Source organism: Aeromonas sp. TW 6 (assembly GCF_013168745.1).
Classification (GTDB): Bacteria; Pseudomonadota; Gammaproteobacteria; order Enterobacterales; family Aeromonadaceae; genus Aeromonas; species Aeromonas caviae.
In genome coordinates this window covers 1-18,971 of the sequence record NZ_JABERS010000005.1, presented here as the reverse complement: position 1 = coordinate 18,971, position 18,971 = coordinate 1, and the positions used below count along the sequence as shown (strand labels likewise).

Genomic DNA, 18,971 nt, shown 5'->3' with positions numbered 1-18,971 from the left:
TGTCACTCACGAGGTACCCGTGAACAAACTCATTCCATTAAGCATGCTGCTGGGCTTCTCCCTTCCCGTGCTGGCGGCCCCGACCCTGGTGTCCGAGCAGGTCAAACAAGAGGGCAAGCTCGGCATTCCCTACCAGATGTACAAGCTGGACAACGGTTTGACCGTGATCCTGGCCCCCGACCACTCCGATCCCCTGGTGCATCTGGACGTCACCTATCACGTCGGCTCCTCCCGGGAAACCGTGGGCAAGTCGGGCTTTGCCCACTTCTTCGAGCACATGATGTTCCAGGGCTCCAAGCACGTTGGTGATCAGGAACACATGCGGATCATCAACGAGGCGGGCGGTGACATGAACGGCACCACCAACAAGGACCGTACCAACTACTACGAAACCGTGCCGGCCAATCAACTGGAGAAGGTGCTCTGGCTGGAGGCGGATCGCATGGGCTTCCTGCTCGATGCGGTGAGCCAGAAGAAGTTCGAGATCCAGCGCGCCACCGTCAAGAACGAACGGGCCCAGCGCATCGACAACCAGCCTTATGGCCTGGTGGGCGAGCGGGTGGGGGAGGCACTCTATCCGCGCACCCACCCCTACTCCTGGCAACCCATCGGTTATGTGGAGGATCTCGACCGGGTCGACGTCAACGACCTCAAGCAGTTCTTCCTGCGCTGGTACGGCCCCAACAATGCGACCCTGACCCTGGGCGGCGACTTTGATACCAAGCAGGCGCTGGCCTGGATTGAGCAGTACTTCGGTTCCATCCCGCGCGGTCCGGACGTGGCCGAACCGACGCCTCAGCCTGCCACCCTACCGGCAACCCGCTACGTGACGCTGGAAGACAAGGTGCATCTACCGCTCCTGTATATCAGCTACCCGACCGTCTCCCTGGGTGACCCGCAGGAGCCGGCGCTGGACATCTTTGCCGATGTGCTGGGGGGCTCTGCCAGCTCCATGCTCTACCAGTCCCTGGTGAAAACCGGCAAGGCCATCGAGGCGGGTGCCTCCCACTCCTGCGAAGAGCTTGCCTGTACCCTGACGGTCTATGCCTACCCCAATCCGGCGGCGGATGGCAGCCTCAAGACCCTCAAGGGCGAGGTGGACAAGGTGATCAGCGAGTTCGCCCAGCGCGGCATCAAGCCCGCAGATCTGGAGAAGGCCATCAGCAGCTATCGCGCGTCCGCCATCTGGGGACTCGACAGCATCGAGGGCAAGGTCAGCCAGCTTGCCATGGGGCAGGTGCTGGCCCGGGATCCCGACTACGTGTTCAAGAATCTGGATGCCATTGCCCGGGTCAAGGGGTCTGACGTCAAGGCTGCCTACGACAAGTTCATCCAGAACAAGCCTGCCGTGGTGCTGAGCGTGGTGCCCAAGGGCAAGAGCGACTGGCAGGCCGCGACCCCGAACTTCACTCCCGCCAAGCGGGAGCTGCCGGATTACAGCAAGCATGACAAGGTGCTGGCCGAGCGGCCGGTGAAAGATGACTTCGATCGCAGCGTGCAGCCCAAGGCGGCCGATGCGGTGAGCGTCAAGGTGCCCGCCATCTGGCGTGGCAAGCTCGACAAGGGGATCGATATCATCGGCACCCACAGCGACGAGATCCCGGCCGTCTCCATCATGATCGCCCTTCCGGGTGGCATCCGGGCCGAAGGCAAGGGAGAGCTGGGGCTGGCCAGCCTCACCGCCGCCATGCTGGAGCAGGGGACGACGCGCCTCTCCGAGGCCGAGCTGAGCGACGAGCTGCAAAAACTCGGCGCCAGCATCAGCGTCTCCAGCGCCCAGTACAACAACCTCATCACCATCAGCAGTCTGGCGGACAAGCTGCCCGAAACCCTGGCGCTGGTGCGGGAAGTGCTGCTGCAACCCGGCCTGCGGGAAGCGGACTTCGAGCGGCTCAAGACCCAGATGCTGCAAGGCATGAAACAGAGCGAGCAGCAACCCGAGTGGCTGGCGGGTCAGGCGTTCCGCGAACTGGTCTATGGCAAGCAGAACCGCCTCGGCCAACCCTCTGACGGGGTGCTGGCTGACGTGGAGAAGCTGACCCTGGCGGATGTGAAGCGCTTCTATGAGGCCTATTACAATCCGACCAATGCCAAGGTGGTGGTGACAGGTGATGTGACTGCCCAGCAGGTGGAATCCGGTCTCGCCTTCCTGACCCAGTGGCAGGGGGCCGCCCCGACCCTGGGGGATCTCAAGCCCGGGGGAGAGCAGGCCAAGCCAGGCATCTATCTGGTGGACAAGCCGGGAGCCCCCCAGTCGGTGATCCGCATCGGCCGCCGCGCCATGCCGTTTGACACCACGGGAGACTATTTCATCGCCAACCTGATGAACTTCAACCTGGGTGGCAACTTCAACAGCCGCATCAACCTCAACCTGCGGGAAGACAAGGGCTACACCTATGGTGCCAGCTCGGGCTTCCAGGCCAACCGCGAGGCGGGTATCTTCGCGACCGGCGCCAATGTGCGCACCGATGCGACCGTGGATGCCATCCGCCAGTTCCTCAAGGAGATGGACGGCTACCGCAAGAGCGGGCCGACCCCGGTGGAGCTGGCCTACATGCGCAGCGCCGTCTCCCAGCAGGATGCGCTCTCCTACGAGACCCTGGGGCAGAAGGCTGGCTTCCTGCTGCAGATGATCATGTACGACCTGAAGCCGGACTATGTGCAGGCCCAGAACAACCTGATCAAAACGGTGTCACCCGAGACGCTGAAGGCCAGTGCAGCCCGCTGGCTGGATCCGGCCGAGATGGTGATTGTGGTGGTGGGAGACAAGCAAAAGCTTGAAAAACCCCTGAGCGAGCTTCATCTTCCCATCTATCCACTGCAACTGCCCTGAGGGGCGTCGCAACAATAAGTGCCGCCCCGGGTGGGGCGGCCACACATGAGCCGTGAATATGACTACTACTAGCTTGTCGCTCACCGAGTTGCTGGCTGCGCTGGGCACCCCGGAACGGGTGACCGCCCTCAAGGGGATCCGGCGCGGGATCGAGCGCGAATGTCTGCGCATCACCCCCGAAGGGACCCTGGCCCAGACCGATCACCCCAGAAGCCTGGGGTCGGCCCTGACCCATGCCAACATCACCACCGATTACTCCGAGAGCCTGCTGGAGTTCATCACGCCGGCCACCGACTCCATCGAGAGCCTGATCGAGCAGCTCGGCGACATTCACCGCCACACCATTCATCATCTGGGAGAGGAGCGGATCTGGCCCCTCTCCATGCCCTGCTTCGTCGGTGACGAGGAGAGCATCCGCCTGGCCCAGTACGGCAGTTCCAACATCGGACGGATGAAGACCCTCTATCGCCAGGGGCTGAAGAACCGCTACGGCAGCCTGATGCAGGTGATCGCCGGGGTGCACTTCAACTTCTCCATGCCGGACAGCTTCTGGTGCGAGTGGCAGGATCTGGTGGGAGAGGGCTGCTGCAGCCAGCGCTTCATCTCCGACAAGTACATGGGGCTTATTCGCAACGTCTACCGCTTCGGCTGGCTGGTGCCCTATCTGTTCGGCGCGTCTCCTGCCATCTGCGACTCCTTCCTCAAGGGGCGCAAGAGCAGCCTGCCGTTCCAGAAAACCGGCAAGGGCACCCTTTACCTGCCCTATGCCACGGCTCTGCGCCTGTCCGATCTCGGTTACACCAACAGCGCCCAGGCGGGGCTCAAGATCAGTCATGACAGCCTGCCGGCCTATGTGAGCAGTCTGCGCCGGGCCATCAATACCCATGACCCCGACTTCGCCAGGATAGGGGTCAAGGTGAACGGCGAGTACCGCCAGCTCAACGACAACGTGCTGCAGCTGGAGAACGAGCTCTACGCGCCGATCCGCCCCAAGCGCACCCCCCGCAGCGGCGAGAAGCCCTCGGATGCGCTGGAGCAGCGCGGCATCGAATACATCGAGCTGCGCACGGTGGACGTCAATCCCTTTACCCCGTTCGGTATCGAGGTGGATCAGATCCGCTTCTTCGATCTCTTCCTGGTCTGGTGCCTGTTGCGCCCGTCCCCCGTGCTCTCGGATGACGAGGTTGCCCGCAACCGCCGTAACCAGAACAAGGTGGTGCTGGAGGGGCGTCGCCCCGGCCTGACGCTTGAAGATGAGCAGGGCAATGCCATCGGCCTCAAGGAGTACGGCCTCAAGCTGTTCGACGAGTTGGCCGAGGTCGCTGCGCTGCTGGACCGCTGCTGTGGTCGCAACCGCTATCGCGAGACGCTGGCGATGCACCGTGAGAAGCTGCTCGACCCCGAGCAGACCTACTCCGCCCGCCTGCTCAAGCAGTTGCTTTCAAGCGGCCAGGACAACGGCTGCTTCGGCGATGCGCTGGCGAGCCGCTACCGGGAAGAGATGCTGGCCGGTGAGCTGCAGTACTGGGACGAGGCCTATTTTGCCGGCGAGGCACGGGACTCCCTGGCCAAGCAGCGGGAGCGGGAACGCAGTGACAGCCTGTCGTTCGACGACTTCCTGGCTGACTATTTCGGTACCCGCCAGACCACGGCCTGAGGATGCCGCCAGGATGACGAAAGCCGCTCCCGGGAGCGGCTTTTTCATGGGAGCCCGGCGGTGGCCTGGCATAAAAAAACGGCCCGTTCGGGCCGTTTTACATGGGGTGGTTCACCGGTCAGAGGATGAGACCACCGAAGAAGAAGCCGAGCGCCACTGCCATGGCGATGGTGGCCACACCCGGGATGAAGAAGGGGTGGTTGAACACGGCCTTGCCGATGCGGGTGGAGCCGGTGTCGTCCATCTCGACCGCGGCCAGCAGGGTCGGGTAGGTCGGCAGTACGAACAGGGCGCTCACGGCGGCGAAGGAGGCGATGGCCGCCAGCGGGCTGACACCCAGTGCCAGGGCGGCAGGCATCAGGGCCTTGGTGGTGGCACCTTGCGAGTAGAGCAGCATGGAGGAGAAGAACAGCACCACGGCCAGCAGCCAGCTGTATTGGCTCAGCAGATCGCCGGCGAACGCCTGGATCTCGACCATGTTGCCCTTCACGAAGACGTTGCCCAGCCAGGCCACGCCCAGCACGCAGATACAGGCGGACATACCGGACTTGAAGGTCGGCATGTTGGTGATCTGGGCCGCGTCCAGTTTGCAGAACAGGACCATCAGGGTAGCGGCGGAGAGCATGATGCCCATGATGGCGCCATCGCGGGGGATCGGCGGATTGCTGATGAGGCCGACGTTGCCGGAGATGGCGGTGGCATAGGCCATCACGGCCACGATGGAGGCGACGAAGATGCCGACGGAGAGCTTGGCATAAGGCTTGATCTCAACCTGGCTGGTACCGCGCAGCTTGATGAGTCCCTTGGCTTTGCGCTCCAGATAGACTTCGTCCTGATCCAGCGGCTTGCCCAGCAGGTTGGCGATGAAGGCCCCCAGCAGACAGGCGATGAAGCTGGACGGGATGCAGATGGCCAGCAGGGTCAGGTAGTCGACGCCAAGCGGCTCCAGCATGCCGGAGAAGGCGACCACGGCCGCCGAGATGGGGGAGGCGGTGATGGCAATCTGGGAGGCAACGACCGCGATGGAGAGCGGACGGGAGGGGCGAATGCCCTGCTCCTTGGCCACTTCGGCGATCACCGGCAGGGTGGAGAAGGCGGTGTGACCGGTACCGGCCAGCATGGTCATCAGGTAGGTGACGACCGGCGCGGCGAAGGTGATGTGCTTGGGATTCTTGCGCAGGGCTTTTTCGGCCAGGTGCACCAGATAATCCATCCCGCCAGCCAGCTGCATACAGGCAATGGCGCAGATGACGGACGCGATGATCATGATCACGTCCCACGGGAGATAGGTCACCAGCTGATCGCTCGGGATGGGCATGCCCAGCCCCCAGGTCAGTACCAGTACCCCAAGACCACCGGCAAAGCCGATACCGATACTGCCTATCCGGGCCCCCAGATAGATAGCGGCGAGCACGACAAGTAACTCGATTCCAATCATAGCGAACACTCCATTTTCCAGTTTTTTTAGGTTTTATTAGGCTGAAAAGCCAATTCCCGATGGGGCTGTGGAGAGACCGCTCGGGAATTGACTTTAAATGGGCCGGGATAACCCCGGCCCATCTGCTCGCTTATACGGTGGCTTCGCGGGTGTAACGCTTGGCTTTGTATTGCGGGTTCATCAGGTTCTCGATGGAGAGGATCTCGTCCAGCTGTTCGGCGGTCAGCAGGCCGCGTTCCAGCACGACTTCGCGGACGTTCTTGCCGGTCTGGGCACAGATCTTGCCGACGATATCGCCTTCATGGTGACCGATGAAGGGGTTCAGGTAGGTCACGATGCCGATGGAGTTCAGCACGTGGTTCATGCAGATGTCCGGGTTGGCGGTGATGCCTTCCACGCACTTCTCGCGCAGGGAGATGCAGGCTTTTTCCATCAGGCTCAGGGATTCGAACATGGCCTGACCAATCACCGGCTCCATGACGTTCAGCTGCAGCTGACCGGCCTCGGCGGCGAAGGTGATGGTGACGTCGTTGCCGAATACCTTGAAGCAGGACTGGTTGACCACTTCCGGAATGACCGGGTTGACCTTGGCCGGCATGATGGAGGAGCCAGCCTGCATTTCCGGCAGGTTGATCTCTTTGAGCGCGGTGCGCGGGCCGGAGGAGAGCAGACGCAGGTCATTACAGATCTTGGAGAGCTTCATGGCCAGGCGCTTGACCGCACCGTGCAGCATCACATAGGCGCCGCAGTCGGAGGTCGCTTCGATGAGGTCCTCTGCCGGCACGTAGGCACGACCGGTGATCTCGGCCAGACGCTTGATGGCAAGACCGGAGTACTCGGGCGGAGTGTTCAGACCGGTACCGATGGCGGTGGCGCCCAGGTTCACTTCCAGCAGCAGCTCCTGGCAACGCTTGATGGATTTGATCTCTTCACGCAGGGTGACGGCGAAGGCGTGGAACTCCTGACCCAGGGTCATGGGCACGGCGTCCTGCAACTGGGTACGGCCCATTTTCAGGATATGTTTGAATTCCTTGGCTTTGACATCGAAGGCGGCGATGAGGGCTTCCAGAGCGTGCAGGGTGGTGTCGGTGCTGTTGACCACGGCCACGCGGAAACCGGTGGGGTAGGCATCGTTGGTGGACTGGCACTTGTTGACGTGATCGTTGGGGTTGATGACGTCGTAGCGGCCCTTTTCAAGTCCCATCAGCTCGAGGGCGATATTGGCCAGCACTTCGTTGGTGTTCATGTTGACGGAGGTACCGGCGCCGCCCTGATAGACATCGACCGGGAACTGATCGAAGCACTTGCCGGTGTTCAGCATCAGGTCGCAGGCTTCGACAATCTTGTCTGCGATCTCGGGACGGATGGTGCCCAGCTCACCGTTGGCCAGTGCAGCCGCCTTCTTGGTCAGGACCATGCCACGAACAAACTCGGGAACGTCAGAAATCTTCTGAGTGCTGATCTTGAAGTTCTCAACAGCGCGCAGGGTGTGCACGCCGTAGTAGAGGTCGTTGGAAACTTCTTTGGTGCCCAGCAGGTCTTCTTCAATGCGGACGTTCTTGATGTCGCTCATTGTTATGCCTCAGAAATCAAATAAATGGAAACGATCCTCACCGAGTGGTCGCGATTTCCCTACGCACATTTCATCCTGAAGCACCACACATCGGGTGGGGCAGTTGGGAGCCAGTTGCTCCCTGTGCAATGACTGGTGTTGATGTTACCCCAATTGAGGTATCCGGTATTAGACCTGGATCACTAAATTTGAGGCAACCTCAAATTTCTTGTGGTCATTAAACAGATATTGCAATCGGGCGATTAACTTTGACAGAACAACCACCTCAATCCCAGTTGGGCGGACAAATATTTATCCGTATTCCGGGGCCTGCGGCAGGAGAGGCTTGAAAAATGATCAACCAGCCCCATTTTAATGTCAGAAGACCTGAACCCGGCGCGTCAGCATCAGCGATGTGCGGCTGCCGACCGGACACCCCGGGTCCATTCATTCATCGCTCCGAGGTTGCTATGGGCAAGTTGTTACTGTTGTTGGTCGGGCTGGTATTGCTGGAGCTCACCGTCATGATCAAGGTGGGCTCCGTGATCGGGGCCTTGCCAACCGTTGGCTTGCTGGTACTGACCGCCGTGCTGGGATCGTCGCTGGTGCGCAGCGAGGGGATCAAGACCCTGCTCACTGCCCAGCAGAAGATGCAGTTGGGGGAGATGCCTGGCCGCGAGGTGATGGGTGGCATGATGCTGGCGCTGGCGGGCTTGCTGCTGATTATCCCGGGATTTGTGAGCGATATTGTCGGCATCCTGCTGCTGCAGCCCTGGCTGCGCAACATGCTGGCCGACAAGCTTATTGGCAGCAATCAGTTCAGGATGCAGATGGGGGGCTTCCAGGCTCGCCAGCATCCGTTCGAGCCGGGTCCCGGCGATGACAGGCCCGGACAATCCCCGCGAGCGGGTGGCAACACCATCGAAGGGGAGTTCGAACGCAAAGAGTAATCGCGAGCCTCGGGCTGTGCCGTCAGGATCTCCCCTGATGGCACAGCCGCTCGAATCTGTGGCGGGCATACCCCCATGCCAGCAATCCGGCGGCCAGGTTCGCCAGCAGCATCCCCAGATAGATCCCCTGTTCTCCCCCCAGTTTTGCCCCCAGCCAGGCCCCTGGCAGCAAGAAGACAAACAGTCTGATGCCGTTTATCAGCAGTGACACCGCCGATGCCCTGACGCCGTTGAGCGCCGATGCCAGCAGCATCACCATGCCCTGAAAGCCGTAGCCGATGGGGACCAGATGCAGATAGAGCACGATGAGTCGCACCACTTGCGGATGATCGCTGAACAGATCGGCGATGAAGGGGGCGAGAAGCCAGGTCAGCGCGTAGACCCCAAGCTGGAACAGCAGGGCAAAGCGCATGCAGAGCAGCAGGGCGGCCTTGGCTCGGGCCGGATTCCCGGCGCCGCAGTTCTGCGAGATGAAGGGGGCCAGCACGGAAGAGAGCGCCATCATCACGATGAGCAGCAAGGCCTCGACCCGGGATGCCGCGCCGTAGGCGGCGACCACCTCGGTTCCCAGCCCGGCGAAAATGATCATCAACACGGCGTTGGCCAGTGGGTTGAGCATGTTGGTAAACGATGCGGGCACAGCCACATGGAGCAGGGCGCGCCAGTGGGCCAGCAACTGCGGGCGCGGGGAGAGGCGCCAGCGCAGCAGGCCCTCGCGGTGGCGCAATATATAGAGGCTGACCAGCATGGCCATCAACCAGGAGAGGGAAGTGGCGATGGCGGCTCCCCGGATGCCCCACTCGGGGAAGGGGCCCGGCCCGAAGATGAGCAGAGGATCCAGCACGCCGTTGACCAGACCGGCGACCCCCATCACCAGACTGGGGGTCTTGGTATCCCCCGTGGTCCGGATGGCCGCATTGCCGACCATGGGCACGACCAGCATAGGGACGGTCAGATACCAGATGAGCATGTAATCGTGGATGAGGGAGATGAGCTCGGGGCTGGCCCCCAGCAGGGTGAACAGAGGGGTAATGGTCATTGCCCCCAGTCCGGCAAGCAGACTCACCAGGATGACGGCGAGGAACAGGCAGTCTGTGGTGATGCGGGCAGCCTCGTCATGGCGACCCTGCCCCAGGGCATGACCGAGCAGGGCGCACAGGCCCGCTCCCAGCCCCATGGTCAGGGAGGTGACGACAAAGGTGACCGGGAAGGTGAAGCTGATGGCGGCCAGCGCCTGGGTACCCAGCATGCCGATGAAGAAGGTATCGACCAGGTTGAAGGCCAGGATGGCGATGATGCCCAGGATCATGGGGCCCGTCATGCGCAGCAGCATGGGCGTCATGGGGGCGGTCAGCATGGGGTTGGGTCGGCTCAAGGCAGAGTCTCTAGGTGCTTTGGGCCTGAATGCTGGCCGTCTCCATCCGCCTTCCTGATTGGGGATGGGTGATCCATCGAAGGTGTTCATAGTACGTGAAAATATTTTTTTTGTATTTGCCCTTGAAGGGCTAGCCCTGTTGCCCCAGATCAGGGGCATGACAAATTTGGCCGATTGCGGCCATTCCTCAAGCAACACAGAGACTCATTTTGGGAGAGTTATCGATGAAAATTCGTCCACTGCACGACCGCGTCATCATCAAGCGCATCGAAGCTGAAGCCAAATCCGCTGGCGGCATCGTCTTGACTGGCACTGCGGCCCAGAAGTCCACCCGTGGTGAAGTTCTTGCCGTGGGGACTGGTCGAATTCTGGACAATGGGGATGTCAAAGCACTGGCCGTCAAGGTGGGTGACAAGGTGATCTTCAACGAAGGCTACGGCGTGAAGACCGAAAAGCTGGATGGCCAGGACGTACTGATCCTGTCCGAGACCGACATCCTGGCGATTGTCGAAGAGTAATCACCCTCCCTCTTTTCCCGAATTGATTTAAGGATTGAAGAACATGGCAGCTAAAGAAGTTAAGTTTGGCAACGAAGCTCGCATCAAAATGCTGGAAGGCGTCAACATCCTGGCCGATGCCGTCAAGGTGACCCTGGGCCCGAAAGGCCGCAACGTGGTGCTGGACAAGTCCTTCGGCGCCCCGACCATCACCAAGGATGGCGTCTCCGTTGCCCGTGAAATCGAACTGGAAGACAAGTTCCAGAACATGGGTGCCCAGATGGTCAAGGAAGTCGCTTCCAAGGCCAATGACGCCGCCGGTGACGGTACCACCACGGCCACCGTACTGGCTCAAGCCATCGTCAACGAAGGCCTGAAGGCCGTTGCCGCCGGCATGAACCCCATGGATCTGAAGCGTGGTATCGACAAGGCCGTTGTGGCTGCCGTTGCCGAGCTGCAAGCACTGTCCACTCCCTGTGCCGACAACAATGCCATCGCCCAGGTAGGCACCATCTCCGCCAACTCCGACGAGAAGGTCGGCAAGCTGATTGCCGAAGCCATGGACAAGGTCGGCCGTGACGGCGTCATCACCGTGGAAGACGGTCAGGGCTTGGAAGACGAGCTGGCGGTGGTAGAAGGCATGCAGTTCGACCGCGGCTACCTCTCCCCTTACTTCGTGAACAAGCCGGAAACCGGCTCCGTCGAACTGGATGACCCCTTCATCCTGCTGGTGGACAAGAAAGTCTCCAACATCCGCGAAATGCTGCCGGTGCTGGAAGGTGTGGCCAAGGCGGGCAAACCGCTGATCATCGTGGCCGAAGACGTGGAAGGCGAAGCTCTGGCGACTCTGGTGGTCAACACCATGCGTGGCATCGTGAAAGTGGCCGCCGTCAAGGCGCCGGGCTTCGGTGATCGCCGCAAGGCCATGCTGCAGGATATCGCCATCCTGACCGGTGGTACCGTGATCTCCGAAGAAGTGGGCATGGAGCTGGAAAAAGCGACCCTGGAAGATCTGGGCCGTGCCAAGCGCATCGTCATCACCAAAGACAACACCACCATCATCGATGGCGTGGGTGATGCTGCCCTGATCGAAAGCCGCGTGGCCCAGATCCGTCAGCAGATCGAAGAGACCTCTTCCGATTACGACCGTGAGAAGCTGCAAGAGCGCGTGGCCAAGCTGGCCGGCGGTGTTGCCGTGATCAAGGTGGGTGCTGCCACTGAAGTTGAAATGAAAGAGAAGAAAGCCCGTGTTGACGATGCCCTGCACGCTACTCGCGCAGCCGTGGAAGAAGGCGTGGTTGCCGGTGGTGGTGTAGCGCTGGTGCGCGTTGCTGCCAAGCTGGCCTCCCTGCGTGGTGACAACGAAGACCAGAACGTCGGTATCAAGGTTGCCCTGCGCGCCATGGAAGCCCCGCTGCGTCAAATCGTCATCAACGCCGGCGAAGAAGCCTCCGTCATCGCCAATGCCGTGAAGAACGGTGAAGGCAACTACGGTTACAACGCCTACACCGAACAGTACGGCGACATGCTGGCCATGGGTATCCTGGATCCGACCAAGGTAACCCGTTCTGCCCTGCAGTTCGCCTCGTCCGTCGCTGGCCTGATGATCACCACAGAGTGCATGATCTCCGAGCTGCCGAAGAAAGATGCACCTGCCATGCCTGATATGGGTGGCATGGGCGGTATGGGTATGATGTAATCCCGTCAAGTCATCAAACGGCTCGCTTTTGCGGGCCGTTTTTTTTAGTGCTACTAAGCTGAAGTTGTTGATAGTGAAATGATCTGAGGTGAACATGCGATACTTAGGGCTTCTCCCGTTACTCCTTTCCCTGGCCTTGCCGGGCATGGCGCAGGCGACACCGCAGGGGCCGGTCATTCTCAAGGTGACGGGTAATCTGGACCCTGCCGACCCGGCAGATGGAGAGGTGCTGTTCGATATGGCCATGATCCAGGCGCTGCCGCAGCATGAGGTGGTGACGAGCAATCCCTGGGTGGACAAACCGCACAAATACGTAGGGCCGAAACTGGCGGACGTGCTGACGGAGGTGAAGGCCAACGGCAAGAGCATCACGCTCACCGCCCTGAACAGTTTCCAGATCCGGATCAACTGGGATAAGGTCAAGCAATACGATCCTATCCTGGCCTGGCAGGATGACGGGATGACCATGCGGGTACGTGACAAGGGGCCGCTCTGGTTTATCCTGCCACTGGATCAGCATCCCGAACTCAGGCGTTCCGAGTTCACCGACATGATGATCTGGCAACTGAGTGCGATCGACATTCAGCAGTAAAAACGGTGGTTTACGGGAGTACTGGGTGAAAGCGAAGACCAGGGCCTGGCCCTTACTCGGCGTTCTTTATCTATCCATTCTGTTGTTCACGGGTAGCACCCTCTATTGCCTGGTGCAGATACAAAATGCGACCCGGGTGATGGAGAAGTACACCTATGACGTCTCATGGGCATTGATGCAGTTGCAGCTCGAGTTGGGCCGCTTTCTCAATGCCGTCGAGATTTACCACTATGGCGGCATAGACCAGGAAGCCCTGCTGCTTCGCTATGACATTCTCTGGAGTCGTACCCCCATTCTCCTGAGCGGCCAATTGAGAAAAAGCCTCGCGGACAATCCGAAGACGCTGCGGCTGGTGAAACTGACTGAAAGCAGTATCCGCAAGCTGGAGCCTGATTTGGTCAAACTCAAACCGGGGACGCCGGATTACCAACAAGTCATGATGACACTGGCGCCCTTGCAGGAACCCCTCTCTTACTCTCTTGCTTCCGTCATGCAGAACAACATCAACGTCTATACGGGCAACGACGCGCGTTTTGGCCAGTTGCGCAATGCCCTGCTGTTCATGGTGTCGGGGCTGGTGGTGTCCGTCATTCTGCTCAGCGGGCTGCTGGTGCGAGAAGCCAGGCGCCATTTCAGGACCGCTAGGATCGATCCCCTCACCGGGCTCGCCAACCGGCTGGCGTTGCTGGAAAAGATGGATGCCTACGTCACCCGTGACACCTCCTTCGGACTGGTGCTGGTCGACATCAACGACTTTCGCGATATCAACAGCAAGTTTGGCTATAACACAGGGGACCTCCTGCTGCAGGAGGTGGCAAAGCGGCTGCGCGCCCTGTGCGAAAACGGGGAGTGGGTGGCGCGTTTGGGGGGAGATCAGCTTGCCATGCTGCAACGGGAGGGGAGCGATCTTCGTCAGGTCAGGGAGCTCGTGGCCAGAGTGCTCCACTCCATCAAGCAAGACATCATCATCGACAACTACCCTTTCCGGCTTGAGGTCGGTATTGGTATCGCCTTCTTCCCGACCGACAGCAACCAGACCCAGGAGTTGCTCAGCCGGGCGGAGCAGGCCCTCTCTCACAGCCGCAAGACCCATGTTCCCTATGTCATCTATGACAGTTCCCTGCTCAACGAGACGGCCAGGCGCAAGCATCTTGCGTCCGACATGGTGATGGCGCTGGAGCACAATGCGCTCGAGCTCTATTACCAGCCCATCGTCAATCTGGAAAGTGGCCGCTGTGAAGCCGTGGAGGCGCTGCTGCGCTGGCGCCATCCCGAGCTTGGCTTTATTCCCCCCAACGAGGTGATCCAGGTGGCGGAAGAGTTCCAGCTGGCCGAGAAACTGGGTGGCTGGGTATTGAATACCGCATGTGAGCAACTTCATCAGTGGCAGCACCTGGGTTTGGTGGACTTGCAGATGTGCGTGAACATCTCCCCGGGCATGTACCAGCGCAACCTCTTGAAGCTGGTGGCCAGAGCGCTGATGGAGCACCATATTCCCGCATCCAGCCTGGTGCTGGAGGTGACGGAAGACACCACCATGCGCGAGGTCAAGAACTCGCTGCAGTTGATGCAGGATCTCAGCCAGCAAGGGGTACATCTGGCCCTTGACGACTTCGGCACCGGCTACTCCTCCCTCAGCTATCTGCAGAAGCTGCCGGTGAGCAAGGTGAAGATAGACAGGTCCTTCATCCAGGGTATCGACACCTCGATCGAGGCGGCCGAACTGGTCGCCAACATCTGCCGTATGGGCTCCATGCTTGGCAAGAAACTGGTATGTGAAGGGATCGAGACTCAGGGGCAGCTCGATGTGCTGCGTTCATTGACCGACATACATCTGTATGGGCAGGGATATCTGTTCAGTCGCCCGGAGCATGCTGAAAAGGCCTATCAGACATTGCTGGAGATGGAAGAGCGCTGGTTGGCCCGGCGCTCGCCGGACAAGGCATATCTGCGTTGAACGATATGGCTCATGTCTCACCGGGCCCGGCCGATAGTCTCTTGGCAGGAGGTACACAATGGATATTTCTAGTTCTGCAAATGCGTCGTTCGGTTCTGCACTGATGGTGGCCAGCCTGGCCAAAAAGCAGCAGACCCAGGAAGGCGAATCCGCACTGAAACTGCTGGAAACAGCAGCGCAATCCGCTCCGGCTGCGCCGACATCGGCCAGTGCTTCCCTCGGAAGCAAGATCGATATCCGCGTCTGAGCGATAAAAAAGCCCCCATCTCTCGATGGGGGCTTTCTTTTTATTGGGCTGTTATCTGCCAGGCTCAGACCGGGAAAGGGGCCGGTGCCTCGAAGGTCATCCGCTCGCCGCTTCTGGGGTGGCTGATGGTCAGGCTGGCCGCATGAAGATAAAGGTGCGGTGCAGCCGCCAGCGCATCCGGGTTGGCGTAGAGGTTGTCGCCGAGGATGGGGTGACCCAGCTCCAGCATGTGTACCCGCAGTTGATGGGAGCGACCGGTAATCGGGGTCAGCTTGATCAGGCTGTTGCCGTTCTCCACCTTCAGCTTTTGCCACAGGGTGAGGGCATGACGCCCCTCCTCAAAATCCACCTTCTGCTTCGGCCGGTTGGGCCAGTCGACGCAGAGCGGCAGATCCACTTCACCTGCATCCAGCGCCGGTTCACCCCACACCCAGGCGAGGTAGTGCTTCTCGGTCTCCCGCTCGCGGAATTGCCGGCTCAGCTCCCGGTGGGAGTTGGGGTTGAGCGGGATCACCAGCACGCCGGTGGTCGCCATGTCGAGGCGATGGGCAGCCGCCGCCTTTGGGTGCTGCTGCTTGACCCGATGGAGCACGCTGTCTTCATTCTCGGGGCCGCGCCCGGGGACGCTCAGCAGGCCAGTGGGCTTGTTGACCACCATGATGTCCTTGTCCTTGAACAGGATATCGAGCCAGGGTTCCAGGGGCGGGGAGTATACAAACATAGCGTCTCGCATCTTGGGTCAAAGCGGGGGCAAGCCCCCATCAGTTATGGGTAACCACGACAAAGCGGCCTTGTGTATCCAGTTTGAGCTGGGTCTGGCCGCTGTCGGTCGCTACCTTGTCAGTTATGGGTAACCACAATAAAGCGGATGGCATCCAGCTTGAGTTGGGTCTGGTCGATCAGGTGGTGCAATTCTGCCTGCAAATTGCGCAGATAATCCAGTTCGCTGTCGCGCACATTCGGGTTGACCGCCTTGAGTGCCTCCAGCCTGTCCAGATCCTGCTGCAGGGTCTGCGCCATCTGGGCACGGGCCTTGTCTACAATCCCGGCTTTCAGTTCGTTGGCAATGACCTCGCCCTTGCCAATCAGGCCGTGGATCACCGGCTGGGATGCGGTAACCAGCTTGCTGCCAAGGTGGCGGTTGACCGGTGTCAGCTGGCGGTTGAAGGCATCAAACGCCACCTTCTCTCCCAGATTCTGGCCGTTCTTGTCCATCAGCAGACGGATCGGCGTCGGCGGCATGAAACGGTAGAGCTGGGGATGGGCCGCAGACTCGGCAACGAAGATCAGCTCAAGCAGGATGGAGCCGACCGGCAGAGCCTTGTTCTTGAGCAGTGCCACCGAGGTGGCACCGATCTCGGAACCCAGGATCAGGTCGATACCGCCGCGCATCATGGGGTGATCCCAGGAGAGCAGCGCCATGTCATCCCGCGACAGGGCGGTGTTGCGATCGAAGGTGATGGTCATGCCGTCTTGCGGCAGGCCCGGGAAGCTCGGCACCAGCATGTGATCCCCGGGAGTCAGCACCAGCGCATTTTCACCACGATCATCCTGGTTGACGCCGATCTCGTCGAACATCTTGAGGGCGAAGGAGATCATGCCGGTGTCGTCATCTTCGGCGGCGAGCTTCTCGACCAGCTGCTGGGCGGCCTCGCCACCGCTGGAGTGGATTTCCAGCAGGCGATCGCGACCCTGTTCCAGCCGGGCCTTGAGCGGCTCGTGCAGTTCGCGGGTCTTGACCAGCAGGGCGTCGAGGGGGCCCTGCTCGCCGGTGTTGGCGGCCAGCAGCTCGAACAGCTCCTCACGTACCGCTTCGAACACCGGGCGGGCCGTCGGGCAGGTCTGCTCGAATGCATCCAGACCATCGTGATACCAGAGCAGCAGGGCGCACTGGGCAGTCCCTTCCAGATAGGGAACGTGGATCTCGACGGTATTCTGCTGACCGATACGATCCAGTCGGCCGATACGCTGTTCCAGCAGATCCGGGTTGAGTGGCAGATCGAACAGCACGAGATGGCTGGCAAACTGGAAGTTGCGACCTTCTGAGCCGATCTCGGAGCAGAGCAGCACCTGAGCGCCCCCCTCAGCTTGAGCGAAATAGGCGGAGGCCTTGTCCCGCTCGAGGATCGACATCCCTTCGTGGAACACGGCGCCACGGATCCCTTCACGTGTGCGCAGCGCCTCTTCCAGGGCGATGGCGGTGGCTGCTTCGGAGCAGATCACCAGCACCTTCTGCTGACGGGCGGAGAGCAGCAGTTCCAGCAACCATTCGACGCGCGGGTCGAACTGGGTCCAGGTAGCGTTGTCGCCTTCGAACTGCTGGAAGATCTTCTCGGGATAGAGGTAGCGCAGGGCACGGGTCTGCAGATCGCCGCCATTGCCACCCATCATGCCCATCACCTTGATGGCGGTCTTGTACTGCTCCGGCAGCGGCATGGGGTAGACGTTGAGGTGGCGCTCCGGGAAGCCCTGAATATTGGCGCGGCTGTTACGGAACAGCACCCGGCCGGTGCCATGCTGATCCAGCAGCTTGGCAACTGCCTGCTGACGGGCGGCCGCATCAGTGAGATCCAGCCCATCCAGCTGGCTGGCGAGGATCTGCCTGGCTTCATCGCTCAGGGTCTCGCCATCCAGCAGCTCTTGCGCGGCGCTGGCAACCTGACCATAGGCCTGCTCCTCGGCGAGGAAGGCGTCGTAGTCGTAGAAACGCTCGGGGTCGAGCAGGCGCAGACGGGCAAAGTGGCTCTGGTGGCCCAGCTGATCCGGGGTTGCGGTCAGCAGCAGCACGCCCGGCACCTGTTCGGCCAGCGCTTCCACCATTTCATAGGCACGGCTCGGCGCCTCTTCGCTCCACTCCAGATGGTGCGCTTCATCGACAACCAGCAGATCCCACTCGGCTTCCAGTACCTGTTCGAAGCGACGACGCTTCTTGCGCAGGAAGTCGAGGCTACAGATCACCAGCTGTTCGGTCTCGAAGGGGTTCTCCGCATCGGCGAACGCCTCGATGCAGCGCTCCTCGTCAAACAGGGAGAAGTGCAGGTTGAAACGGCGCAGCATCTCGACCAGCCACTGGTGCTGGAGCGTTTCGGGCAGCAGGATCAGCACCCGATGGGCGCGGCCGGAGAGCAACTGCTGGTGAATGATCATGCCTGCTTCGATGGTCTTGCCCAGACCCACCTCGTCTGCCAGCAATACGCGCGGGGCGTAGCGGTGACCCACTTCATGGGCGATGTAGAGCTGGTGCGGGATCAGACTGACTTTCCCGCCAGCCAGGCCGCGAGTCGGGTTGCGGCGACGCTGGTGCTGGTTGACCAGCGCTTCGTAGCGCAGGGTAAAGCGGGACATCCGGTCAATCTGGCCGGCGAACAGGCGATCCTGCGGCTTGTTGAACTTGATGAAGTTGTTGAGAAACACTTCCTTGAGGGCAATCGGCTCACCATTGTCGGTGCGAACACCTACATATATAAGCAGGCCATCTTTCTCCTGCACTTCATCGACCGTCATGGTCCAGTCTTCGTGGCTGGCTATCTGATCGCCCACATTGAAGCTGACCCGGGTGACCGGTGCCTCTTCTTTGGCATACATACGGTTTTCACCGGTAGCCGGAAACAACAGGGTAACCATGCGTCCTTCAACAGCAACGACAGTCCCCAAACCCAGATCCGTCTCTGTATCACTAATCCAACGCTGGCCAAGTGCAAAAGGCATTAAACTCTCCAAAGCCCAAGAGTGTGAGAATCGCAAAGGGGCGCTATGTTACCCGAAGGCGGAAAGCCGATCATCATGGTTGTGCTGCAAGGGAAAGCCAAACTGATACAAGCTTGATCTGTCAACCTGCCGGCCTCAATACAGCATCCGGAATACCAATCTGCAGACCCTTTTCGTGCATTAATTCATCGTCGTGGTCGCTTTGTAAGCGGTTGAACGATGAAAGCCATCTTTTTGCAATTATCTCCTTGCCAGAACGAATTCGCTCCCTATAATGCGCCTCCATCGACACGGCAAGCGGCAACGCAAACAAGCCGGTCGGTAGCCTCGAAAAGCCTTTGAAAATAAGGCTTGACTCGAGAAGGCGGTTGAGTAGAATGCCACTCCCGCAGCAGCCAAAAGCTGCGTCGCTCTTTAACAATTTGAATCAAGCAATCTGTGTGGGCACTCACAGCATCGAGCATCA

The 18,971-nt window shown here is 60.3% G+C and carries 14 protein-coding genes; 8 read left to right on the top strand and 6 right to left on the bottom strand.

Annotated elements, in window-relative coordinates; translation table 11 throughout:
- Window positions 1-19 precede the first annotated feature (19 nt).
- Window positions 20-2,833, top strand: a complete 2,814-nt coding sequence (locus HKD46_RS03470) for a pitrilysin family protein (protein ID WP_171864913.1) — start codon at window positions 20-22, stop codon at window positions 2,831-2,833.
- A gap of 58 nt (window positions 2,834-2,891) precedes the next feature.
- Window positions 2,892-4,490 (top strand): glutamate--cysteine ligase, encoded by a 1,599-nt coding sequence (gene gshA, locus HKD46_RS03465; protein ID WP_113978522.1) that lies wholly within the window; start codon window positions 2,892-2,894, stop codon window positions 4,488-4,490.
- Between the two features lie 118 nt (window positions 4,491-4,608).
- On the opposite strand, the gene HKD46_RS03460 is transcribed toward gshA, so the two are convergent.
- Window positions 4,609-5,928 carry an anaerobic C4-dicarboxylate transporter gene (locus HKD46_RS03460; RefSeq protein WP_010673132.1) on the bottom strand — a complete coding sequence of 440 codons (1,320 nt, stop codon included), beginning with the start codon at window positions 5,926-5,928 and terminating at the stop codon, window positions 4,609-4,611.
- Between the two features lie 130 nt (window positions 5,929-6,058).
- A complete protein-coding gene (gene aspA, locus HKD46_RS03455; RefSeq protein ID WP_010673133.1) occupies window positions 6,059-7,501 on the bottom strand; it encodes an aspartate ammonia-lyase in 1,443 nt (480 codons plus the stop codon).
- Between the two features lie 449 nt (window positions 7,502-7,950).
- Between aspA and HKD46_RS03450 the strand changes: the two genes are divergently transcribed.
- Window positions 7,951-8,430, top strand: coding sequence for an FxsA family protein (locus HKD46_RS03450; RefSeq protein WP_171864912.1), 480 nt, complete (start codon window positions 7,951-7,953; stop codon window positions 8,428-8,430).
- Between the two features lie 22 nt (window positions 8,431-8,452).
- Here HKD46_RS03450 and HKD46_RS03445 read toward each other — a convergent pair whose 3' ends face one another.
- The gene (locus tag HKD46_RS03445) at window positions 8,453-9,787 is read right to left on the bottom strand and encodes an MATE family efflux transporter (protein WP_235673797.1); all 1,335 of its coding nucleotides are present in this window, start codon (window positions 9,785-9,787) and stop codon (window positions 8,453-8,455) included.
- A gap of 242 nt (window positions 9,788-10,029) precedes the next feature.
- On the opposite strand from HKD46_RS03445, the gene HKD46_RS03440 reads away from it, so the two are divergent.
- The 5 genes from HKD46_RS03440 (at window position 10,030) to HKD46_RS03420 (ending at window position 14,797) form a co-directional block, all read left to right on the top strand.
- A complete protein-coding gene (locus tag HKD46_RS03440) occupies window positions 10,030-10,323 on the top strand; it encodes a co-chaperone GroES (protein WP_005309514.1) in 294 nt (97 codons plus the stop codon).
- A 43-nt stretch (window positions 10,324-10,366) separates the two neighbouring features.
- Window positions 10,367-12,001: a chaperonin GroEL gene (groL, locus tag HKD46_RS03435; protein ID WP_171864910.1), complete on the top strand. Its 1,635-nt coding sequence runs from the start codon at window positions 10,367-10,369 to the stop codon at window positions 11,999-12,001.
- Between the two features lie 94 nt (window positions 12,002-12,095).
- Window positions 12,096-12,593, top strand: coding sequence for a molybdopterin-binding oxidoreductase (locus HKD46_RS03430; protein WP_029313815.1), 498 nt, complete (start codon window positions 12,096-12,098; stop codon window positions 12,591-12,593).
- A gap of 25 nt (window positions 12,594-12,618) precedes the next feature.
- Window positions 12,619-14,550, top strand: coding sequence for a bifunctional diguanylate cyclase/phosphodiesterase (locus tag HKD46_RS03425; RefSeq protein ID WP_039040011.1), 1,932 nt, complete (start codon window positions 12,619-12,621; stop codon window positions 14,548-14,550).
- A 58-nt stretch (window positions 14,551-14,608) separates the two neighbouring features.
- Complete coding sequence (locus HKD46_RS03420) at window positions 14,609-14,797, top strand: hypothetical protein (protein ID WP_010673139.1); 189 nt, start codon at window positions 14,609-14,611, stop codon at window positions 14,795-14,797.
- A 64-nt stretch (window positions 14,798-14,861) separates the two neighbouring features.
- On the opposite strand, the gene rluA is transcribed toward HKD46_RS03420, so the two are convergent.
- The 3 genes from rluA to HKD46_RS21160 all read right to left on the bottom strand — a co-directional run.
- Window positions 14,862-15,518 (bottom strand): bifunctional tRNA pseudouridine(32) synthase/23S rRNA pseudouridine(746) synthase RluA, encoded by a 657-nt coding sequence (gene rluA, locus HKD46_RS03415; RefSeq protein ID WP_069784683.1) that lies wholly within the window; start codon window positions 15,516-15,518, stop codon window positions 14,862-14,864.
- A 119-nt stretch (window positions 15,519-15,637) separates the two neighbouring features.
- Window positions 15,638-18,505 carry an RNA polymerase-associated protein RapA gene (gene rapA / locus HKD46_RS03410; protein ID WP_161470501.1) on the bottom strand — a complete coding sequence of 956 codons (2,868 nt, stop codon included), beginning with the start codon at window positions 18,503-18,505 and terminating at the stop codon, window positions 15,638-15,640.
- Window positions 18,506-18,774: 269 nt separating this feature from the next.
- On the bottom strand, window positions 18,775-18,971 hold a 197-nt coding region (locus tag HKD46_RS21160), incomplete at its 5' end, for a hypothetical protein (protein ID WP_221413901.1).